Origin of the sequence: Haloechinothrix salitolerans (assembly GCF_042662605.1) — a bacterium.
GTDB lineage: Bacteria > Actinomycetota > Actinomycetes > Mycobacteriales > Pseudonocardiaceae > Haloechinothrix_A > Haloechinothrix_A salitolerans.
The window spans coordinates 2,704,752-2,721,714 of the sequence record NZ_JBHSXX010000001.1; the positions used below are offsets into that span (position 1 = coordinate 2,704,752).

General features: G+C 61.8%; 11 protein-coding genes and 4 pseudogenes. 6 read left to right on the forward strand and 9 right to left on the reverse strand.

Annotated elements, in window-relative coordinates; all coding sequences use genetic code 11:
• Window positions 1–375: 375 nt before the first annotated feature.
• Window positions 376–1,599, reverse strand: a complete 1,224-nt coding sequence (locus tag ACFQGD_RS12795; RefSeq protein ID WP_345393126.1) for a phthiocerol/phthiodiolone dimycocerosyl transferase family protein — start codon at window positions 1,597–1,599, stop codon at window positions 376–378.
• A gap of 1,094 nt (window positions 1,600–2,693) precedes the next feature.
• Here ACFQGD_RS12795 and ACFQGD_RS12800 point away from each other — a divergent pair.
• Window positions 2,694–3,848, forward strand: coding sequence for an ABC transporter substrate-binding protein (locus tag ACFQGD_RS12800; protein WP_390221146.1), 1,155 nt, complete (start codon window positions 2,694–2,696; stop codon window positions 3,846–3,848).
• A 296-nt stretch (window positions 3,849–4,144) separates the two neighbouring features.
• A pseudogene (locus ACFQGD_RS12805) lies at window positions 4,145–4,680 on the forward strand (hypothetical protein); the annotation flags it as partial.
• A gap of 93 nt (window positions 4,681–4,773) precedes the next feature.
• On the opposite strand, the gene ACFQGD_RS12810 reads toward ACFQGD_RS12805, so the two are convergent.
• Window positions 4,774–5,736 (reverse strand): hypothetical protein, encoded by a 963-nt coding sequence (locus ACFQGD_RS12810; RefSeq protein WP_345393124.1) that lies wholly within the window; start codon window positions 5,734–5,736, stop codon window positions 4,774–4,776.
• On the opposite strand from ACFQGD_RS12810, the pseudogene ACFQGD_RS12815 reads away from it, so the two are divergent.
• A pseudogene (locus tag ACFQGD_RS12815) lies at window positions 5,732–5,983 on the forward strand (integrase core domain-containing protein); the annotation flags it as partial. The gene ACFQGD_RS12810 and the pseudogene ACFQGD_RS12815 overlap by 5 nt on opposite strands.
• Before the next feature lie 29 nt (window positions 5,984–6,012).
• Here ACFQGD_RS12815 and ACFQGD_RS12820 read toward each other — a convergent pair.
• Window positions 6,013–6,252 (reverse strand): hypothetical protein, encoded by a 240-nt coding sequence (locus ACFQGD_RS12820; RefSeq protein WP_345393121.1) that lies wholly within the window; start codon window positions 6,250–6,252, stop codon window positions 6,013–6,015.
• A gap of 168 nt (window positions 6,253–6,420) precedes the next feature.
• Between ACFQGD_RS12820 and ACFQGD_RS12825 the strand changes: the two are divergent.
• Window positions 6,421–7,432: pseudogene (locus ACFQGD_RS12825) on the forward strand (ISL3 family transposase); the annotation flags it as partial.
• A 129-nt stretch (window positions 7,433–7,561) separates the two neighbouring features.
• Here the strand turns inward: ACFQGD_RS12825 and ACFQGD_RS12830 are convergent.
• The 4 genes from ACFQGD_RS12830 to ACFQGD_RS12845 form a co-directional block, all read right to left on the reverse strand.
• Entirely contained in the window at window positions 7,562–8,386 is an 825-nt protein-coding gene (locus ACFQGD_RS12830; protein WP_345393118.1) for a group II intron maturase-specific domain-containing protein, read from the reverse strand.
• A gap of 12 nt (window positions 8,387–8,398) precedes the next feature.
• Window positions 8,399–9,058: a group II intron maturase-specific domain-containing protein gene (locus ACFQGD_RS12835; RefSeq protein WP_390221147.1), complete on the reverse strand. Its 660-nt coding sequence runs from the start codon at window positions 9,056–9,058 to the stop codon at window positions 8,399–8,401.
• Between the two features lie 53 nt (window positions 9,059–9,111).
• On the reverse strand, window positions 9,112–10,170 hold the full coding sequence (locus ACFQGD_RS12840) for a reverse transcriptase domain-containing protein (protein WP_390221053.1): 1,059 nt from the start codon (window positions 10,168–10,170) through the stop codon (window positions 9,112–9,114).
• A 585-nt stretch (window positions 10,171–10,755) separates the two neighbouring features.
• Entirely contained in the window at window positions 10,756–11,550 is a 795-nt protein-coding gene (locus tag ACFQGD_RS12845) for a reverse transcriptase domain-containing protein (RefSeq protein WP_345398885.1), read from the reverse strand.
• A 704-nt stretch (window positions 11,551–12,254) separates the two neighbouring features.
• On the opposite strand from ACFQGD_RS12845, the pseudogene ACFQGD_RS12850 reads away from it, so the two are divergent.
• Window positions 12,255–12,467, forward strand: a pseudogene (locus tag ACFQGD_RS12850) (transposase family protein); the annotation flags it as partial.
• A gap of 385 nt (window positions 12,468–12,852) precedes the next feature.
• Here ACFQGD_RS12850 and ACFQGD_RS12855 read toward each other — a convergent pair.
• Together ACFQGD_RS12855 and ACFQGD_RS12860 are read right to left on the reverse strand one after the other, a co-directional pair.
• A complete protein-coding gene (locus tag ACFQGD_RS12855) occupies window positions 12,853–13,848 on the reverse strand; it encodes an SDR family NAD(P)-dependent oxidoreductase (protein WP_345404437.1) in 996 nt (331 codons plus the stop codon).
• 267 nt (window positions 13,849–14,115) lie between these two features.
• Window positions 14,116–15,240 carry a DegT/DnrJ/EryC1/StrS family aminotransferase gene (locus tag ACFQGD_RS12860; protein ID WP_345404440.1) on the reverse strand — a complete coding sequence of 375 codons (1,125 nt, stop codon included), beginning with the start codon at window positions 15,238–15,240 and terminating at the stop codon, window positions 14,116–14,118.
• Between the two features lie 519 nt (window positions 15,241–15,759).
• Between ACFQGD_RS12860 and ACFQGD_RS12865 the strand changes: the two genes are divergently transcribed.
• On the forward strand, window positions 15,760–16,962 hold the full coding sequence (locus tag ACFQGD_RS12865) for an aspartate aminotransferase family protein (protein ID WP_345404443.1): 1,203 nt from the start codon (window positions 15,760–15,762) through the stop codon (window positions 16,960–16,962).
• Window position 16,963 lies beyond the last annotated feature (1 nt).

Here is a 16,963-nt window from a genome sequence, read left to right on the forward strand (position 1 = left end):
CGTCCACCGGCACATCGGCGACCCGCCGCTCGACTTAGGCATGAACCCGCTTCGTCTCCACGGCGCAGCCCGGGCACACACCGCTGGCCCCAGCGGCGTCGACGTCCGGACTACGATCGTCCCTTCATTTTCCTCAACCCCTTGGATGACCTCCGACAACAATCCCGAGAACACCAACGCCAGAACTTGATCAACATCGCACCAGCGTCACTATGACACAACGCTCCGTGCCCACCCCACGAACCCCGCGTCACCACCGAAAATGAGCCAGAGCCAATAATCAGACAGATCCCCACGACTCAGGTAGGGGCAGATCCGGAAGCATCGGCCGATGCTTTCCTCAGTGGACACTTGTGAACAACCGCCGATTCGTTTTCACGTGCACGCAGCGTAGATCGTCTGGAGTATACGATCGATTACCACATCAGCCTGGTCTTCCCGGCGTTGTGCGACAGGGTAACGCGCGTAGATAGTGAGCTTGTCAGCGTAGGTGATAACCCCATAAAGAGCGGATATCGCTGAGCTGCCAAGGTCGCCGGTGCGCGCTTCTAGGTCGTCAATACTGACATTTGGTGGACTGACAAATTTTGGAGCGAGACCGGCATTGCTCATCCTTATCTGAACGCCCTTTTGACTAGGTCGCTCCGCAGGAGGCCAAGTGCCTTGTGGTGGCCACAATTCGATTCTTTGATCCGAAATTGCCCTACTAAGGTCGCTTCGCAGAGTCGCTCCAATAAAAAAGGGGTCTCGGTTGATCGATTTGTCTAGGTAAATACTGTGTGTGCCGATGAAGTTTGTTGTCTCAGTGCTGCGCACTGGCGGGTGGACCCTATTCCGCAGATTGACCGCCGAAACAATTTCCACAAACTCTGACTCAGACCTGCTCGCCTCGACGAGTTCGGTTGAGGCAATTACTCCGCTCAGTAGCGAATTGGGCGTAATGTTACGACGCTTTGCCACACCAATTAGACGAGCCGTCACCTTCGCATCCAACTTCAATGTACGATGCACCGTGGGGACGCCAGAAGCTTGAGGGTTGAATTCTTTTAGCTTCATCGGGTCGACTTCGTAGTCGAAGTTGGAATCCGACACAACTCTGCCGAACCAACGTTCGTCAAACATCGCAGACGGGGGCTGAGGTATGCGTCCTCGCGTCCGATTAATCTCCTCTGTATCGTGTCCTGCGAAACAGCTGCACAGTCGAAAGTAGTGATCTAAAATCGCGAATATCGCCGCACCATCTGCGATGGCGTGGGTCGCCCGTAGGGTAACTGCCCCACCTGTATCACCCATTTGGACGAGTAGTTGTGCGACCGCATCTTCATTTTGCCACATGCCAAGTGCGGCGCGAAAGCCTTCGTCGTCATCTTCTCGGAACGACAAAACTTGGGGATAATGATCCGTATTGATGCTAAATTGGTACTTACTATTATCTATCTCCACTGCAGCTTTTAGTATTGGATGACAGTCACACAACTCGCGAAAGGCCGCGCGTAGAACGTCCTCCGGTATGTGACCGCTATACTTAACCGTAAAGGCCGGCACGCCGCTGAGTATTGGTGCCTCGAATACATCCAATGGTCGAATCATACTTGCCATTCCATGACTCCTTTGAGATTTCTCTTGAGCTGGCCTGCGCAGAGCTGATTTGAAACATTTACTCTCCCGTAGGCTATCTGCAGCACGGTGCAAGAACTTCGAAGCAGTTTGGCGAAGTGTCCCGCCCTGGCGAACATACGAGTTATCGACCTATCTGCTCGATAACTTATTCCTTTAGCACTACGCGGCGACAGATTTACTTAAAACATAAGACTACTTGATTCGCTAGTCAAGATCAGCGTCCTCCGTGTTGCACCTTTGTGGTCTGTGCCTACGTAGGATTGATGCTCCCTTATATCCGAGCATGCCGGTAGTTACAGTGTTTCATCTTCCGCTTCGATGTCCGGGTCGTCACGGCATCAACTATCATCACACTTCGCGCCCATCTCGCCAGCCCCGGCAGCCCGGTGTGTCGGGCCGAACACACCGATCGCGGGACAAGGCTGGAACTCAAGATATCAGACATGGTGGCGCTATCAGAGCCATTATTACGCCAGCATGGTACCATATTATGTGTTCTAAACCCGTTAGGTCGTGTGGAGTGAAACTAGCCAGCGAATGCTGATGGAAGCATACGCGCACGACGTATTGTCCAGTTGTTGACTTCCATTAACCCGCTACCTACTATTGAAGATGTGTCATGTAAATCTGTGTTAACGATTCGATTGTTACAGATGAAGGCGGAGTTGCAAGAACGGAACGGTGTGCGTCGTTTTGTGGTAACGCGCTCCTTTGGTTCTTCAACTCAAAAGGCATATGTGCCGTCGCTCCTAGCTCTGTTGCTACTCTCGTCGGGGTGCGGGTCAACAGTCCAGTTTGCCGAGAAGGCAGAACTATTACCCGGTGCAACAGACGATCTGTCCACACCGCTAGAGAGTCCTGGGACTAATAGCCGTAGCTCGTCAGACGTCGTGAAATCTCGCGTGCCCGGAGTAGCAGGCAGTCGGACTCGCGGGGTAGCAGGCAGTCCTACTGGCGGAGTAGCAGGCAGCCATGGTGGGAGGGCCACGCAGAATCCAGGAAGGTTGACTAGGGGGGTAACAAAAAATGAGATATTCATCGGCTTTGGCCTGCAGTCGGACTTTAGCAATTTTATGGCGTCGGCAGGATTCGAGTTCGGACTTGGCGACCAAAAGGCACAGGCAGAGGCAGTCATTAGTGACATAAACTCACGTGGCGGTGTTCTGGGAAAGAAGATAACGCCGGTGTATTATGATTTGTCAACTGGTCGCGCGGCGCAGGACCCGAACGGAACTCAGCAGGAGGCATGTACCGCTTGGACAGAGGATCGACCTGTGTTCGCTGTAGTCGATGTGATTCCGCACCTCTCTCGACCGTTGGCGGCGTCCTGCTTAGCTAAGCATAAGACGCCGCTGATCGCTATGTCTCCCATTGTGTTGCGACCCAGGCCGGTCTATGCGCGACTGGCTCCCTATCTGTATGCGCCAACGCAACCAGCCGTTGAACGCCTCGTGCCGAAATGGATGCAGCGACTCAAAGCGAGTGGATACTTTGAAGGATGGGATAGTAGCCTCGGCCAACCGAGCTCGCGACCAATGGGTAGAGTTGGCATCATAGTAGTTCGAGAGCAGTGGGGATCCGAAGTTGGGGATATCGTAAAGAATGAGCTTTCAAGATACGGCCTAGAAGGGGTTATAGGTGAATTCAGCGGATCGGTGACGCAATATTCTGCTCAAGCGGCACAGACCGTGCCGAGATTCAGAGAGTCTGGAGTTAGTCACGTAATCGACATGAGCGGGCAAATTGGCTATTTTACACAGGCTGCTGAATCTCAGCATTATAGGCCGAGGTATGGACTGTCTTCGGCGAACCGACCGTACGCGGGAGACAATGCGAACCAAATGCGAGGGAGCCTGGCGGTCGGTTGGTTGCCAGCTTATGACGTGAGTACAGCTGACGACCCTGGGACGATTAGTGAAGCGCAGACCCGATGTCGTAACATTATGAGGAGGGCTGGTCAAAATACTAGCGATCGCGGCGCGTTCTCGAGCATGCTAGACACCTGTGACGGATTCTCATTTCTTGTCAGAGCAGTGAGGCATGGATCCCTCTCAGCTAGTGGATTGAAGTCAGGCGCGTTCTCTATGGGGAGGATGGAGTCCGCGGCTACCTTTCGAATTGATCTGCGAGGTTCATCGTTCGATGGTGCGGCGTCACTTCGAGACAATTCGTATCGCACGAGTTGTAATTGTTGGAGGTATTCATCCAGTAAGAGCTTTGGGTTTTAGCTGCGCGGGACTTCTTGCAAGTACGGGTTTTCGATTTGATGTATTGTGGTGTTTAGGGGTCCGGGCAGTCAGAATACGTAAATATGGCGACTATCGCCATAACGAGTTCGTGCACACTGCCGCATCTTCCGCCGGCGTCCTCGGCCCTTGGCCAGTCTCACCCACGACGAACCCCAAAAGAAGGCTGTTCCGGCATAACCGTGGGTCGTTGTGCGGCTGGCACGGGGCCTGTCGGATGAGCGTGAGCGGTGTATCTGGTCCGACACGCCGAGCAAAGCTCGGGGAAAGGGCCAGTCGTGGACGAGACGATCGAGCCGATGTGTCGGCTCAGATTGATCAACAGCAGCTTGCGCATCAACTTGTGGAGTCTGCCCGGATTGGGGTGTGGAGCTGGTCGGCCCGGACGGGATGTTGACCGGGCTCACGAAGCCGGTGCTCGAAACCGCGGTGGAGACGAAGCGGGCGCATGCCTATATCGAGCGGCGGCTCGCCGACGTGCCGGTGGACGGAAGACCAGTCGTGGTGCGGGTGCGGGCACGACGGGATGCGCTGCTCCACTATGGACTGCTCGCGGCAGACATTCCGCGAGCCGCTTACCGTAGCCAGGCGGTATCAACGCCGCACCGCCCGGCTGGCCATACAGGTGGGCCGTGTCGTGCGGGAGCTGGCTGGACGCGCCGGTGCCCGAGTCCTGACCAGTCTCGGCGTCGGATTGTCACGGCAGACCGCGCTGCGGGCGCTGTTGCGGGTACCCGTGCCGGAGCGGCCGGTGCCGCCCGTGGTCGGGGTGGACGATTTCGCGCTGCGTAAGCGGCAACGCTACGCGACCGTGAGAAAGCCCGGAGTTCAGCAAAACCGAAGGGATCTCGGCTGGAACTCCGGGTTAGTCGGGTTTGGAAGGCAAGCATATTCCTTGGGTTCGTGGTCAACTGCGCTGATCGTGTCGTTCGATTGGCGTGTCCAGGAGTTGACGGGCTGCGGTGGCGTAGCGGATGGCGGTGCCAGGACTGACGCCGAACACGGCGGTGAGGTGGAGTGGATCGGGGCCGTGCGTCAGCATTTCCTCGAGTTTGCGGTCGGTATGTAGCCGGTCGAGGGTGACTTCGAGTCCCCAGAAGGTCTTGGTGATCCAGACTCTGCCGACTGGGCAGGTCCGGACGGCGGTGACACGGTTGATCAGCAGGTGTGGGTTGGCGGTGTTGGGCCAGCGAGCTCGCCGTTCGTCCAGCCAGTCGATCAGGGCTCGGTGGGTCAGGTTATCCATGGGGCGGGTTCGGCCGGCGATTGTCAGTCGACGGTTACCCAGGTCGATGTCGTCCATCAGCAGCCGGCCGATGTCCGTGGTGCGGGCGGCGTGGATAGCGGCCAGGGCGACGGTGAGGCGGGCCGCCGGGGTGGTCGCCGCGTTGGTGGCTGCGACGATGTCGTTGTCGTGCAGGGGAAGAATGGCGTGATACTGGTTCGGCCCAACGGGAATACGTGCGGTTGGGTTGCGAAAGATCACGCCTTTCTTCTTGCAGTGCCGGAACAGTGACCGCAGGACGCAGAGAGTGTGGCGGCGTTTGTTGCCGTGTAAGGAGCCCGCGACCGCGAGGAGGTCCTCGCGGGTGACTTCTCGGAGATGGCCGTAGCGGTTTGACCAGTCCAGCAAGGCGGGACGGGCGGCGTTGAGGTAGTGCCAGACGGTGTTGGGACCGCGGGGCCGTGTGCGCGGCCCACCGTTATGCAGAGCGCGGATCCAGTCTTCAGTGTCGTGGCGGATGCCGGGCGTGATCCCCTCGAGCTTGCGTAGCAGCCAGGTCTCGAACGCGGGGACACGATCGTCGTCGAGTAGGCCGAGCTGCTCGAGAACCTCAGCGATGCGACCGTGATGGCGGACGACGGGCACTGTCGGCGACGCCTACGACAACGTCCTCATGGAGTCGATCATCGGCCTGTACAAAACCGAGGCCATCGCCACCGACGTCTTCCACGGCGGCCCGTTGAAGACCCTGGTCGACGTCGAGTACACGACAGCCGGCTGGGTCGACTGGTGGAACCACCGACGCCTGCACAGCACGATCGGACAGATCCCGCCCGCTGAACATGAGCAGGCCTACTATGCTGCCCTCAATCGAGAGCCGCACCCCGTATAGAAGCGGCAGAGAACCCGTGACGGTTCAACTTAACGCGTTGCCGAAGTACGCGTCGGCGTCGGCGGGTTCCATTCCCACAACGGACGCCCGAACCAGGCCCGCACCTGCTCCAGGTTTGTCACATCGGAACGGATGGTGCTGTCCGCCAGCCCGGCGGCGGACCGGGCGAGTACGAAGCCCGACAACACATCGGTCTCGAACTCGACGATCTCCTGCACGCTCGCCGTAGCCCGGTGCTCGCGCAGGTCCTGCACTACAGCCAGCGCCACCCGAACCTCCTCGCTTTCACCTCAACTGCCGAACCATCGACTCAAATGAGATCGGCTCACGAATCGTGAAGTTTGACTCAGATCAGAAAAGATCACCTGAACGTGCAGGAATGCCCAGGTCCTGGCCACGAACCCGTCGCCGACCGCCAGGGAACTCCGGGGTTATTTCTCATCATCAATGCGGAGACTGGCGAGCGCGTCGATGTTCTGGCCGACCGCACCGCGGCCACGCTCTAAGCCTGGTTGCGCGAGCATCCCGGGGTGCAGGTGGTGTGCCGGGATGGCTCCGGCGCCTACGCCGAAGCGATCCGGCGTGCGCTGCCCGACGCGGTGCAGGTCGCGGATCGCTGGCATTTGTGGCACAACCTCGCCGAGGCCGCTCTCAAGGAGGTCGCCGCCCACAGCGCCTGCTGGGGCAAGACCGGCCCGCCACCCCGCGACGGGAAACGCGCCGCCACGACCCGCGAACGCTGGCGGCAGGTGCATGATCTGCTCGATCGCGGCGTCGGGCTACTCGAGATCTCCCGTCGGCTCAACCTGGCGCTAAACACGGTCAAGCGCTACGCCCGCATCGGCCAACCTGAACGGCTGGTGCGGGCACCGCAGTACCGGCCCACCCTGGTCGATCCGTTCCGGGACCACCTCCGTCAGCGCCGTGAGGAAGACCCGGGCGTGCCCGTGCTGCAGCTGCTCCACGAGATCACCGAGCTCGGCTACACCGGAAGCCAGAACCTGTTATATCGCTACATCACCCAGGGACTCGTCGAGTCCGACCGGCTCGCGATCTCACCCAAGCGGCTTGCCCGCTACCTGCTCACCCATCCCGACGAGCTTCACGACCATCAGCGGGAACGGATCGACGCCGCAACGAGCGCCTGCCCCGAGATGACGATGCTCGCAGCCCTCATCAGCGACTTCGCTGGCCTGCTCACCCCAGACCCCGGCAACGATGAGCGCCTCACCGCCTGGATCGACCAAGCCCGGGCCGAGGAACCTGCCCCACCTGCACGCGTTCACTCGCGGACTCGAACTCGACCGCCACGCCGCGGACGCCGCCCTCACCCAGCCATTCCACAATGGACGAACAGAAGGAGTGAACACCAAAACGAAGCTGATCAAGCGACAGATGTACGGACGCGCAGGATTCCACCTCCTCCGCCACCGCATACTCCTCGGATGAACTACCAAGCGTCACCGCTGAGTAGGCCCGGGGCGCGGTGCCGGGATTGCTCCCGGTCCGTTTCCCCGGGCCTCTCGCCGAACCCGCCGTGCGCCTCTCGACGCAACGGGCTCTCCACGGTTTCTGTCGTCAGGCTGGTTCTGGGGTCCAGCGGTTGGGGATCGTGTTGCTGCGCCATCGGTAGCGGGTGACCGTCACCTTGGCCATGTTGAACAACTCGGTCCCGTCCGGTGCCACGATGGGCAGCCACCGCCCATTCCAGGTGGTGAAGTGGCGTCGGACGTCCCTCCAACTCCAGCGGTGCCGGACCTGCAGCATCCGAATCAGCCGCCACCACACGAAGTTGTGCAGAACGGCGAACCGGTCCTTGGCCACGGCATGCTTGAAGTAGTTGGCCCAGCCGCGCATGATCTGGTTGAGCCTGATCAATAGCGGCCCCAGCGGTTGTTGCGACTGCCTGTGGGTCAGAGCACGGATCTTCACCTTCAACGACCGGATGGGCCTGTCAGCGATGAAGGTGTAGACGTGCCACTTGTCCGTTCCCCTCTTGCGGCGCCACTGGATGCGAAACCCCAAGAAGTCGAACCCGTCGGCCAGGTGCGCGATCTGGGTCTTGGCCGGTGATAGCCGCAAACCCATCGGTTCAAGCACCCTGGCGACGTCCTCGCGCACTAACCGTGTGTCGTGTTCGGTCCCGTGGACCAAGACGACGAAGTCGTCGGCATAGCGGACCAGCCGCCATGTCGGCAGACCTTTGCGGCGGCGGTAACCGCGCTTACCCTCGGTGGACATCGTCCCACCCGGCTTCCACGGCGCCATCAGATGCTCATCGAGCACCGACAGCGCGATGTTGGCCAGCAGCGGAGACAGAAGTCGGGTAGCCCCGGCGGGTTGCCCCGCCGAGGCCCCCTCAGAACCGTACGTGCCAGTCGTCCCGGCATACGGCTCAAGCAAGCTCGAAGGCGTTCAGGCCACCTGCGTTTCGGCTGGACCTTCGCCGCTGATGATGGTTCGTCGGCGGCAGAAGGCGTGAATGAGACGCGGATCGTCCGTGCCGTTGCGCCGCGTGTGTGGGCTGGTGATGTGCTGCTTGCGCAGTGCCACCAGCGTGACGCGCACCCACTGTTCCCATTCGTTCGGGCTTTGCGGGTGTTGGTCGGCATGCAGCAGAAGCCCGCCGCAGGCGGCGCATCGTCCTTGTTGGGCCTTGAGCAGGCGCCGAACAGATGCGCTCAGCGGCGAGTCCATCTGCTTGCGGCGACGCTGTGCCCAGTAGTCGGCCAGCGCCGGGTCGTCAGGCGAGGCGGTTCCGACGACCATCGCGTGTCGGACAATCTTGGTCCAAGCGAACTTGGGCAGGAAAGCGCCGGTGTCCCGGTCGCCGAACACCCAGCGGTTGCGCTTGGTCGGGTTGAACTGACCGTAGTAGCGGTCCACGACCCACCATCGCGACTTCTTCGGGTGGCGGTGTCGTGCCCATCGGTAGGTCAGCTTCCACATGTAGTCATCGAGCGCGGAGAACACCTCGCTCGACACCTCGGTCCGGTAGTAGGCAGCCCATCCCCGAACGATCGGGGTGAGCTTCTTGAGCACCGAAGCAGCGTTCCCGCCTCGCAGGGCACGCATTTCGGTGCGCAGCCGTCTCCGGATGCGTCTCACGGCCTCCCGGCTGGGTTTGATCAAGACCACTCTGCCGTGGTAGCGGCGGACGTTAAACCCGAGGAAGTCACAACCTTCATCAAGGTGGACGATGCGCGTCTTGTCCTCGTTGAAGACCAGACCCTCGGCGCCAGCCACTCGGCCAGCCGTGCCTTGACCTGCTCCGCCTGCTGGCGACTGTGACACAGGGCCACGGCGTCGTCGGCGTAGCGGACCAGCACGGGGCAGTCAGGTGCGGTTTCGATCCCACCCCGTTTGCGGTGGAAGTACCTGACTCCCGCGGCCTTCTCCATCCCGTGCAACGCGACATTCAGCAAGACGGGGCTGACGAGGCCACCCTGCGGTGTTCCCGCCTCCGTCGGGGCGAATCGGCCCCGATCCATCACACCGGCTTTCAACCAGTCCCGAATCAGTCCCCGCGCGGGGAAGGACCCGAGGCTGTTCAGCAGGTGGTCGTGATCGATGCGGTCGAATGCCGCCGCCAAGTCGGCATCGAGGATCCACTGGCGGTTGGCGTTGCGGCCCTTAACCACCTGGTAGATCGCTTCGATCGCGTCGTGGCAGCCACGGCCGGGCCGAAAGCCATACGACTTGGGCTCGAACCGTGCCTCCCATTCGGGCTCCAGTGCATTCTTCACCCGTGCCTGCAGCACGCGATCCACAACGACTGGAATTCCGAGCGGGCGCTGTTTGCCGTTCGACTTGGGGATGAACACCCGCTTGACGGGCTGGGCTTGCCACGGCTCGGTCTGCTGGCACATCCAGCCGACCAGCGCCGCCTTGCCGAACGAGGTCGTGATGACCTGTCCGTCGATGCCCGCCGTCTTGCGGCCAGCGTTGTCCTCGGTCACCCGCCGCACGCTCAGCAGCGTGTTCGCGCGCGACCGAAGCATCAACTTCTGCAGGTTGCGGACCTTCTTGAAGTCCCCTGCCTGACTCGCGGTGAAGATCCGCTGCCTCAGACGTCGTACGTCCTCCTCGGCGGCACGCCAATCCACAGCGTCCCAGTCCAGGGATTCGTCCGTAGGTCCGTTCACCTCAGCGACCGCCTCGGCGTCCAACTTGCCCTCCGGTTCCAACGTCGTCCTCAGGTTTCGTTCACCAGCTCACCTGGTCCACGTCGGCTCCCTTGCGGGCCGGGCACATGCGTCCCGTATCCGGCCAGTTATCCGGGGCATCGCTGGAGGTCAACGGTTCATCCGCCTCGGTTTCCTGCTGCCTTTCAGCCGCCGGCATTCGCTTCTTGGACCATCCTGTCCCACTGGGGATCTGTGCCTTCCTCACGGTCGGCCTACCACGACGAACCCTGTCGCCCTGGACCCCAGCCGGGGTTCCCGCGTTCCGCACGTGTGAGACCCGACCGGGGTGGGTGCCCTCTTTATCCCGGGGCGGTGGTGTCCACCCGACCGGACAGGAATGATCCGGTCGGCACCCGCCGCTTTCCAACGGCCAGCCCTGCAACCCCGCTGCCACTACCCATCACGGGGAATCCGCAGTCACGAGACATCAATCAAGGGTTCACAACGTTCACCCGTCCGGTCTTCCTCTCGCCCGTGGCTCCCGGATGGAACGGGAACCCTCCGGCTTTCCCCCGAGCTTCGCACCCTGCCGTTACCAGCAACGCACGTCGGGGCGAGGACCGATCCGCGGACACTGATCGGGGACTACACCTTCGTCACCATCGAACCTCCATCGGTGCATCCACTCACTACCGTGCGACCTCGCGTCGCACTGCCCCCTTGCGGCGTACCGGTCAGGGTGTCCCGATTTTCGCCGAGTTCGGTGAGAATCCCGGCCTTGAGGAACGCCTTGACCAACGCCAGTACGCGTTTGTCCTTCACCCGCTGACGCACCCGGTCCATCAGGACTGTGTGGTCGATCCGGTCGAAGCACGCCTCGATATCCGCATCCAGCACCCACCGATAGCCACGGGAGCCGAAGTGATGGATCTCGGCGATCGCGTCCTGGGCCCGCCGATTGGGCCGAAACCCATAGGAGACCGGCTCGAAGTCCGCCTCGAAGATCGGTTCCAGCACGAGTTTCAGCGCGGCCTGCACGACCCGGTCAGCCACCGTCGGAATCCCGAGGCTTCTGACCTTCCCGGACCCGCCCGGTTTGGGGATCTTACGTTCCCGCACCGGCAGCGGACGGAACGAGCCGTCCTTCAACGCGGCCCGTAGGTCGTGCAGGAACCCCGGAACGCCGATGCGCTCCTCGACGTCGGCGACCGTCAGACCGTCGACCCCGGGAGTGCGCGCCCCTCGGTTTCCCGCGACCCGGTCGAACGCCACGATCAGCGTCGCCGGGTCATGCACGAAGTTAAACAGGTCGTCGAACCGGCGACCAGGGTCAGCCGCCGCCCAACGGTGAAGTTTGGCCTGCATCTCCGATACCCGCGTCCATGGCCCCGCCGGGGTTTGGTCGCGGGCACCGCCATTCGGCGGTGCGTCTTTCGGCATTGCAGCCTCCGTCCCTTCTCGAATCCGCTGCCGCCCTTCGCCATGTGACCGGCTTTCCCGATCTCGGACTACTACGACGGCTCCGCCCCGCCCGGCCCATTCGGCGGTCGATGCGCCTATCCCGGACAACAAGCTGGACGCCCGCCGCCGGGAACCGCGACCAGGTGGTTCCCGTGTTCACTGTGATTCGCTCGACGAAGGAGGAGCCCGACTGTGTCCCTGCGGCATCGCCACGAGTACGCCGTAGACCTTCCTCGTGGCCTCCCGGCCGGCAACGGTAAACCGACCCAGGAGTTCCCCGCCGACATCGCCAACAGGTGCGCACCGCGTCCGGCCCAAATCCGCCAGGTTCGAGCCGGTGTCTCATTGGAGAGACGTAAAACGCCGGTTCCTCGCGTACTCCGCTCCGTCACGCTCACCGGACCCGCGACATCTGGCAGTACTGGCCACGTCCCGGCATTGTCAGGGCTGCTCCCGCCCTCCCCGGCACCACCCGGATCAGGCTGCCCTCAGCTCCACCCCCTCGCTACGACGAGGCAAGCGGCGAAGGTCTCCCACCTCCACTCGAATCACAGCGCCTCACGGCGCAAACCGAAAAGGAGCCAGAGCCGTTAATCAGGTTCTGTCGCTGATTTTGTGGCGTGTCTGACGGGCTGGAGGGCTTGCGTGTTCTAGGCTGCTGACTGTGCATTGTGGACAGTCAAATGGTGTGGCCTCGTCTTGCTGGCTTGGTTGTGGAGCGGGTCGAGCGGCGTGTCGGTGATCTTGTTGTCGTCGCGAGGGTTGCGGGATCTAGTGCTCGTTGTCGTTGGTGCGGGAAGGCGTCCCGGCTGGTGCATGGTCGTTATCGGCGTCGCCTGGCGGATGCACCGCTGGCCGGTACTGGCGTGTTCATTGACCTCGAGGTACGGCGCTTCCGCTGCAGCAACGGAACATGTCACGCTGCGACCTTCGCCGAACAGGTGCCCGGTGTGACCACCCCGCACTGCAGAGCCACACCGTTGTGGCAAACCATGGTGGCCCACATCGGGCTAGCGCTGGCCGGACGGGCCGGAGCACGGCTGGCTGCGACACTCGGAATGACGTGCGGCCGCGACACGCTGCTCCGGCGGGTCCGCGACCATCCCGACCCGCCTCGCCGCGAGGTGCACGTTGTGGGCGTCGATGATTTCGCGCTACGCAAGCGACTGCGGTACGCAACAGTGCTCGTCGACATGGACACCCGCCGCCCGTTCAGTGTGTTCGAGACTGCGGCTTGGGGCATGGCGAGTCAGCAGCTGACAGGTTCGGATGGCTGCGGGGTCATCGCTGGTACCGCATCGCTTTATGGACGTCGAGTCTGGGCTTTAGCCAGCGCGCCGTTTCAGCCAGCCCGTCGCGCAATGTTGTGTTGGGTCGCCATGCCAGCCGCTCCTTTGCCCGGCTCGGATCCGACAGCAGGACCTGCACTTCGCTTGCCTCGGGACGGACTCGCTCGACATCGGTGAGAACCTCGGCGTCGGCGCCGGTGACCTCACAACACAGTGTGAACAGGTCGCCGATGCTGACGGTTTCGCCGGTGCCGAGTTGCACTGTTTCACCAGGGGATAGGTTGGCGGTCGCTATCCGGACATAACCGTCCACGGTGTCGGCCACGAACGTCATGTCGCGGCGCGGGTTCAGGTTTCCGAGTTGTACTTGCTGCGCTCCGGCGAGCAGTTGGCCGAGGATCGTGGGGATGATGGCGCGAGCAGACTGCCGCGGGCCGAAAGTGTTGAACGGCCGTAGCGTGACGACATGCGTGTCGAATGCTCGAGCGTACGCCTCGCACAATTGGTCGGCAGCGATCTTCGTCGCCGCGTAGGGTGACTGCCCTTGCAGCCGATGCGTCTCTGTGATCGGCACCGACTCCGGTGTCCCGTACACCTCGCTTGAGGAGGTATTGATCACTTGGACATGCGGGGTGTCTCGCGCCGCCTCGAGCACATTGAGAGTACCGTTGACATTTGTTTCCACGAACGAAGCTGGGGCTTGGTAGCTGTACGGGATGGCGATCAAGGCGGCGAGATGGAAAACGACGTCGACATTTTTTACCGCGTCGCGCACCAACCGTGCGTCGCGGATATCGCCCAGCGTGACGTCGAGTTGGGCTAACTGGTCGGGCGGCAGGTCGTCGAGCCACCCCAGTGAGCAGTGCGAATTGTATTCACAGAAGGCGGAGACCTGGGCCCCCTCGGCCATGAGCCGTCCCGTGAGATGGCTGCCGATAAACCCATTCGCTCCAGTGATGAGGGCCCGGACGCCCGAAAGATCCGTCATTAACACATCCCTTTGTGTGTCGTCAAAGACACGGCCCTGCGACCGTTCTCGTCTCTCGTCATCGAGAGTGCGCTCGCGGTCGGTGGCCTTAATAGGTGTCGAGTTCTGTCGTGATCGCACCCGGCATGTGCTACGCCTCTGCGGTCGGCCGCCGACAGCGGGACGTTGCGCGATGGCGCGTAGCCGCAGCCGTGCTGGCGGCAGCCCGTTGGACGGCGGGCTGCCGCCCAACGGGCCGTTCAGCGCAGAGCGCGGGTGACGGCTGGACTACCGGACAAAGTCGGTCACTGCGCGGATCACGGCGTCTTGCTCAGAGCAGGTCAGATGGGTGGAGCTGGGTAGTGAGAGTCCTCTGCGGTAGAGCTTGGCGCTGACGTCGCCGCCGATTCGTTCGGTCGACCGGTATGGGGTTTGTTGGTGCAGTGGTGGCCAGAGTCGTCTTGCTTGGATGCCTCGCTCGGCGAGGGCGTTGATGAGTTGATTGGGTCCTAGGGCATTCTCGTGGGTCAGGATTGAGTAGAGCCAGTAGCTCGGGTTCGCCCATGACGCCCTGGGGGCCACGGTGACAGGCAGGCAGCGGAGGCCTTCGTGGTAGCGGTGGGCGATGGTACGCTTCGCCCGTACTGCGTCGTGGAATCGTTCGAGTTGCGCAAGTCCGAGGGCTGCCGCGAGGTTGGTGAGCCGGTAGTTGTAGCCGACGGTGTCGTGGTGGTATCCGCCGTCGCGTTTGGCTTGGTTCGTGAGGTGTTTGGCCCGAGCCGCGAGGTCGTCGTTCTCGGTGACGAGCATACCGCCACCGCCGGATGTGATGATCTTGTTGCCGTTGAACGAGAAGCAGCCGATATCGCCGATGGTGCCGGCGTAGGTGCCTGTCGCGGTGCCAGCGCACCATTCGGCCCCGAGAGATTCTGCTGCGTCTTCGACGACGCGGATGCCGTACCGGTCGCGCAGTTCCAGCAGCGGTTCTATGTGTGCGGGGTGGCCGAGGACGTGCACGATTTCGACGATGTCGGGTATCTGGTGGCCGCTGGCTGCGCGACGGCAGACCTCGTCGTAGAGCAGTTCGGTGTCCATGTTCCACGTCGTGGGTTCGCTGTCGACCAGCAGTACGTCGGCGCCGGTGTAGGTGGCGGCGTTGGCGGAGGCGATGAACGTGAAGTCGGATACCGCCACTAGACGTCCTGGCTCGGCGCCGGCGAGTCGCAGTGCGACGTGCAGCGCGGCGGTGCCACTGGCACAGGCGATGGCGTGGCTGGCGCCGATGGTGGCCGCGAACGCCTTCTCGAACTTTTCGACGAAAGGTCCGACGGAGGATACGTAAGTGCTTTCAATGCATTCCTGGACGTAGCGTGCTTCATTGCCGTTCAAGGTCGGTTCCGCCAGCGGGATCACGTCTTGAGGATCAATTCCTGAGGCGCAGCGATGCGAGGAGCCAGCTTTAGCCGTGCGGTAGATTCATGTCCGGTAGCGCGGCTAGCGTTGATCTGGTTGTATGCGCTGACTGAAAGGTAATGAATATCGACCAAATCACGTAAGGTGAGAGGTTGCTAATCCGGTCGTGAATCACGGTAAAAGCCGCGCCGCGAAGATATTCACTGTGACGACTGGATGTCATTAATGGTGGCGTAGTCACATGGGAACTGGCCCCCTTGACGGAAAAATGTGACCGCAGTAGCGTGGTTTCATATACTAATCTTTATGTTTCATTTCTGATGTTGCTGGATATGCCTGATGTGTGCGGGTGTGTATACGCCCGTCACAACCGCACGCGCTAGGACGATCGTCTATTCGATGTCCGGATTTCCGGAGGTATTCGTGAGTACAGGTAGTGATGCTGTCACGACGCTCACTGATCAGTGCACTCGTTCCGCCGAATTGCGGCGCAGGGCCCGTGCTCGAACGCCAGGGGGTGTGCATTCGAATGTTCGCCTGGACGGGCCGGACGTGTTCTTGAAACGCGCGGACGGAGCGCGGCTTCGTAGCGTCGACGATGTCGATTACGTCGACCACCTGCTGGGGCAAGGACCGGCGTTGTTCGGGCACGCTCCAGAATTCCTGACCTCAGCGGTGGATCAGGCATCCCGTGATGCGTTGATCTTTGGCGGTCAGGGGGAGCGGGAGGTTTATGCGGCGGAGTTGGTGTGTTCGGTGCTCGACTGGCCGGACATGGTCCGGTTCGGGCTGACCGGCACGGAGGTCGTGCAGGCTGCGTTGCGGCTGGCGAGGGCGGTCACTGGTCGCACCCGGGTGATCCGGTTTGAGGGCCACTATCACGGTTGGCTGGACAATGTGCTGGTCGCCGAGCGTGATGGTGCGTGGCAAGCGGCGAGTTCTGGCCAGTTGGAGTCGCATCTCGAGGACTTCCGGGTGTTGCCGTGGAACGACGCGGAGCTGCTGGGGGAAGTGATCGAGCGCGAGGGTGAGCAGATCGCAGCGGTGATCATGGAACCGATTATGATCAACTCTGGGGTGATCGAACCGGCGCCGGGGTACCTGGAGCGGGTGCGCCGGATGTGCTCGCGTCATGGTATCGTGTTGATCTTCGATGAGGTGATCTCAGGTTTCCGAGTGGGCCCCGGGGGTGCGGCGCGCCGCTATGGTGTGACGCCTGATCTCGCGGTCTATGGGAAGGCGTTGGGTGGTGGCTATCCGGTGTCGGCCCTGGTGGGGCGCGAGGATCTAATGAGCCGCATCGGTATCGGCGACGTCAACCATGCTGGTACGTTCAATGCCTGGGCACCGGGGATGGCGGCCGTGATCGCCGCGTTGGAGCATGTCCGGGACGATCCGCCGTATCCGTCGATCATTGCGCACGGCACGAAGCTGATGGACGGGATTCGGGAGATCGGGGAATCGTTCGGCGAACCACTGCGGGTCGAGGGGATGCCGATGGCGTTCCACGTGTCGTTCGGTGACGCCGAGGTCACCGACTACCGCAGCTTGCAGGAGCTCGATCTGCAGCGCTACGCCAGCCTCGCGTCCGTACTGGTGGAACACGGCATCTGGGTGGCGCGGCGGGGTATTTGGTTCGTCTCCGAAGCGCACGGACCCGCTGAGCTGGATGACGCCTTGACCCGGTTCAAGACCGGGTTCAAGGACTGGCTGGGTCGCTGAT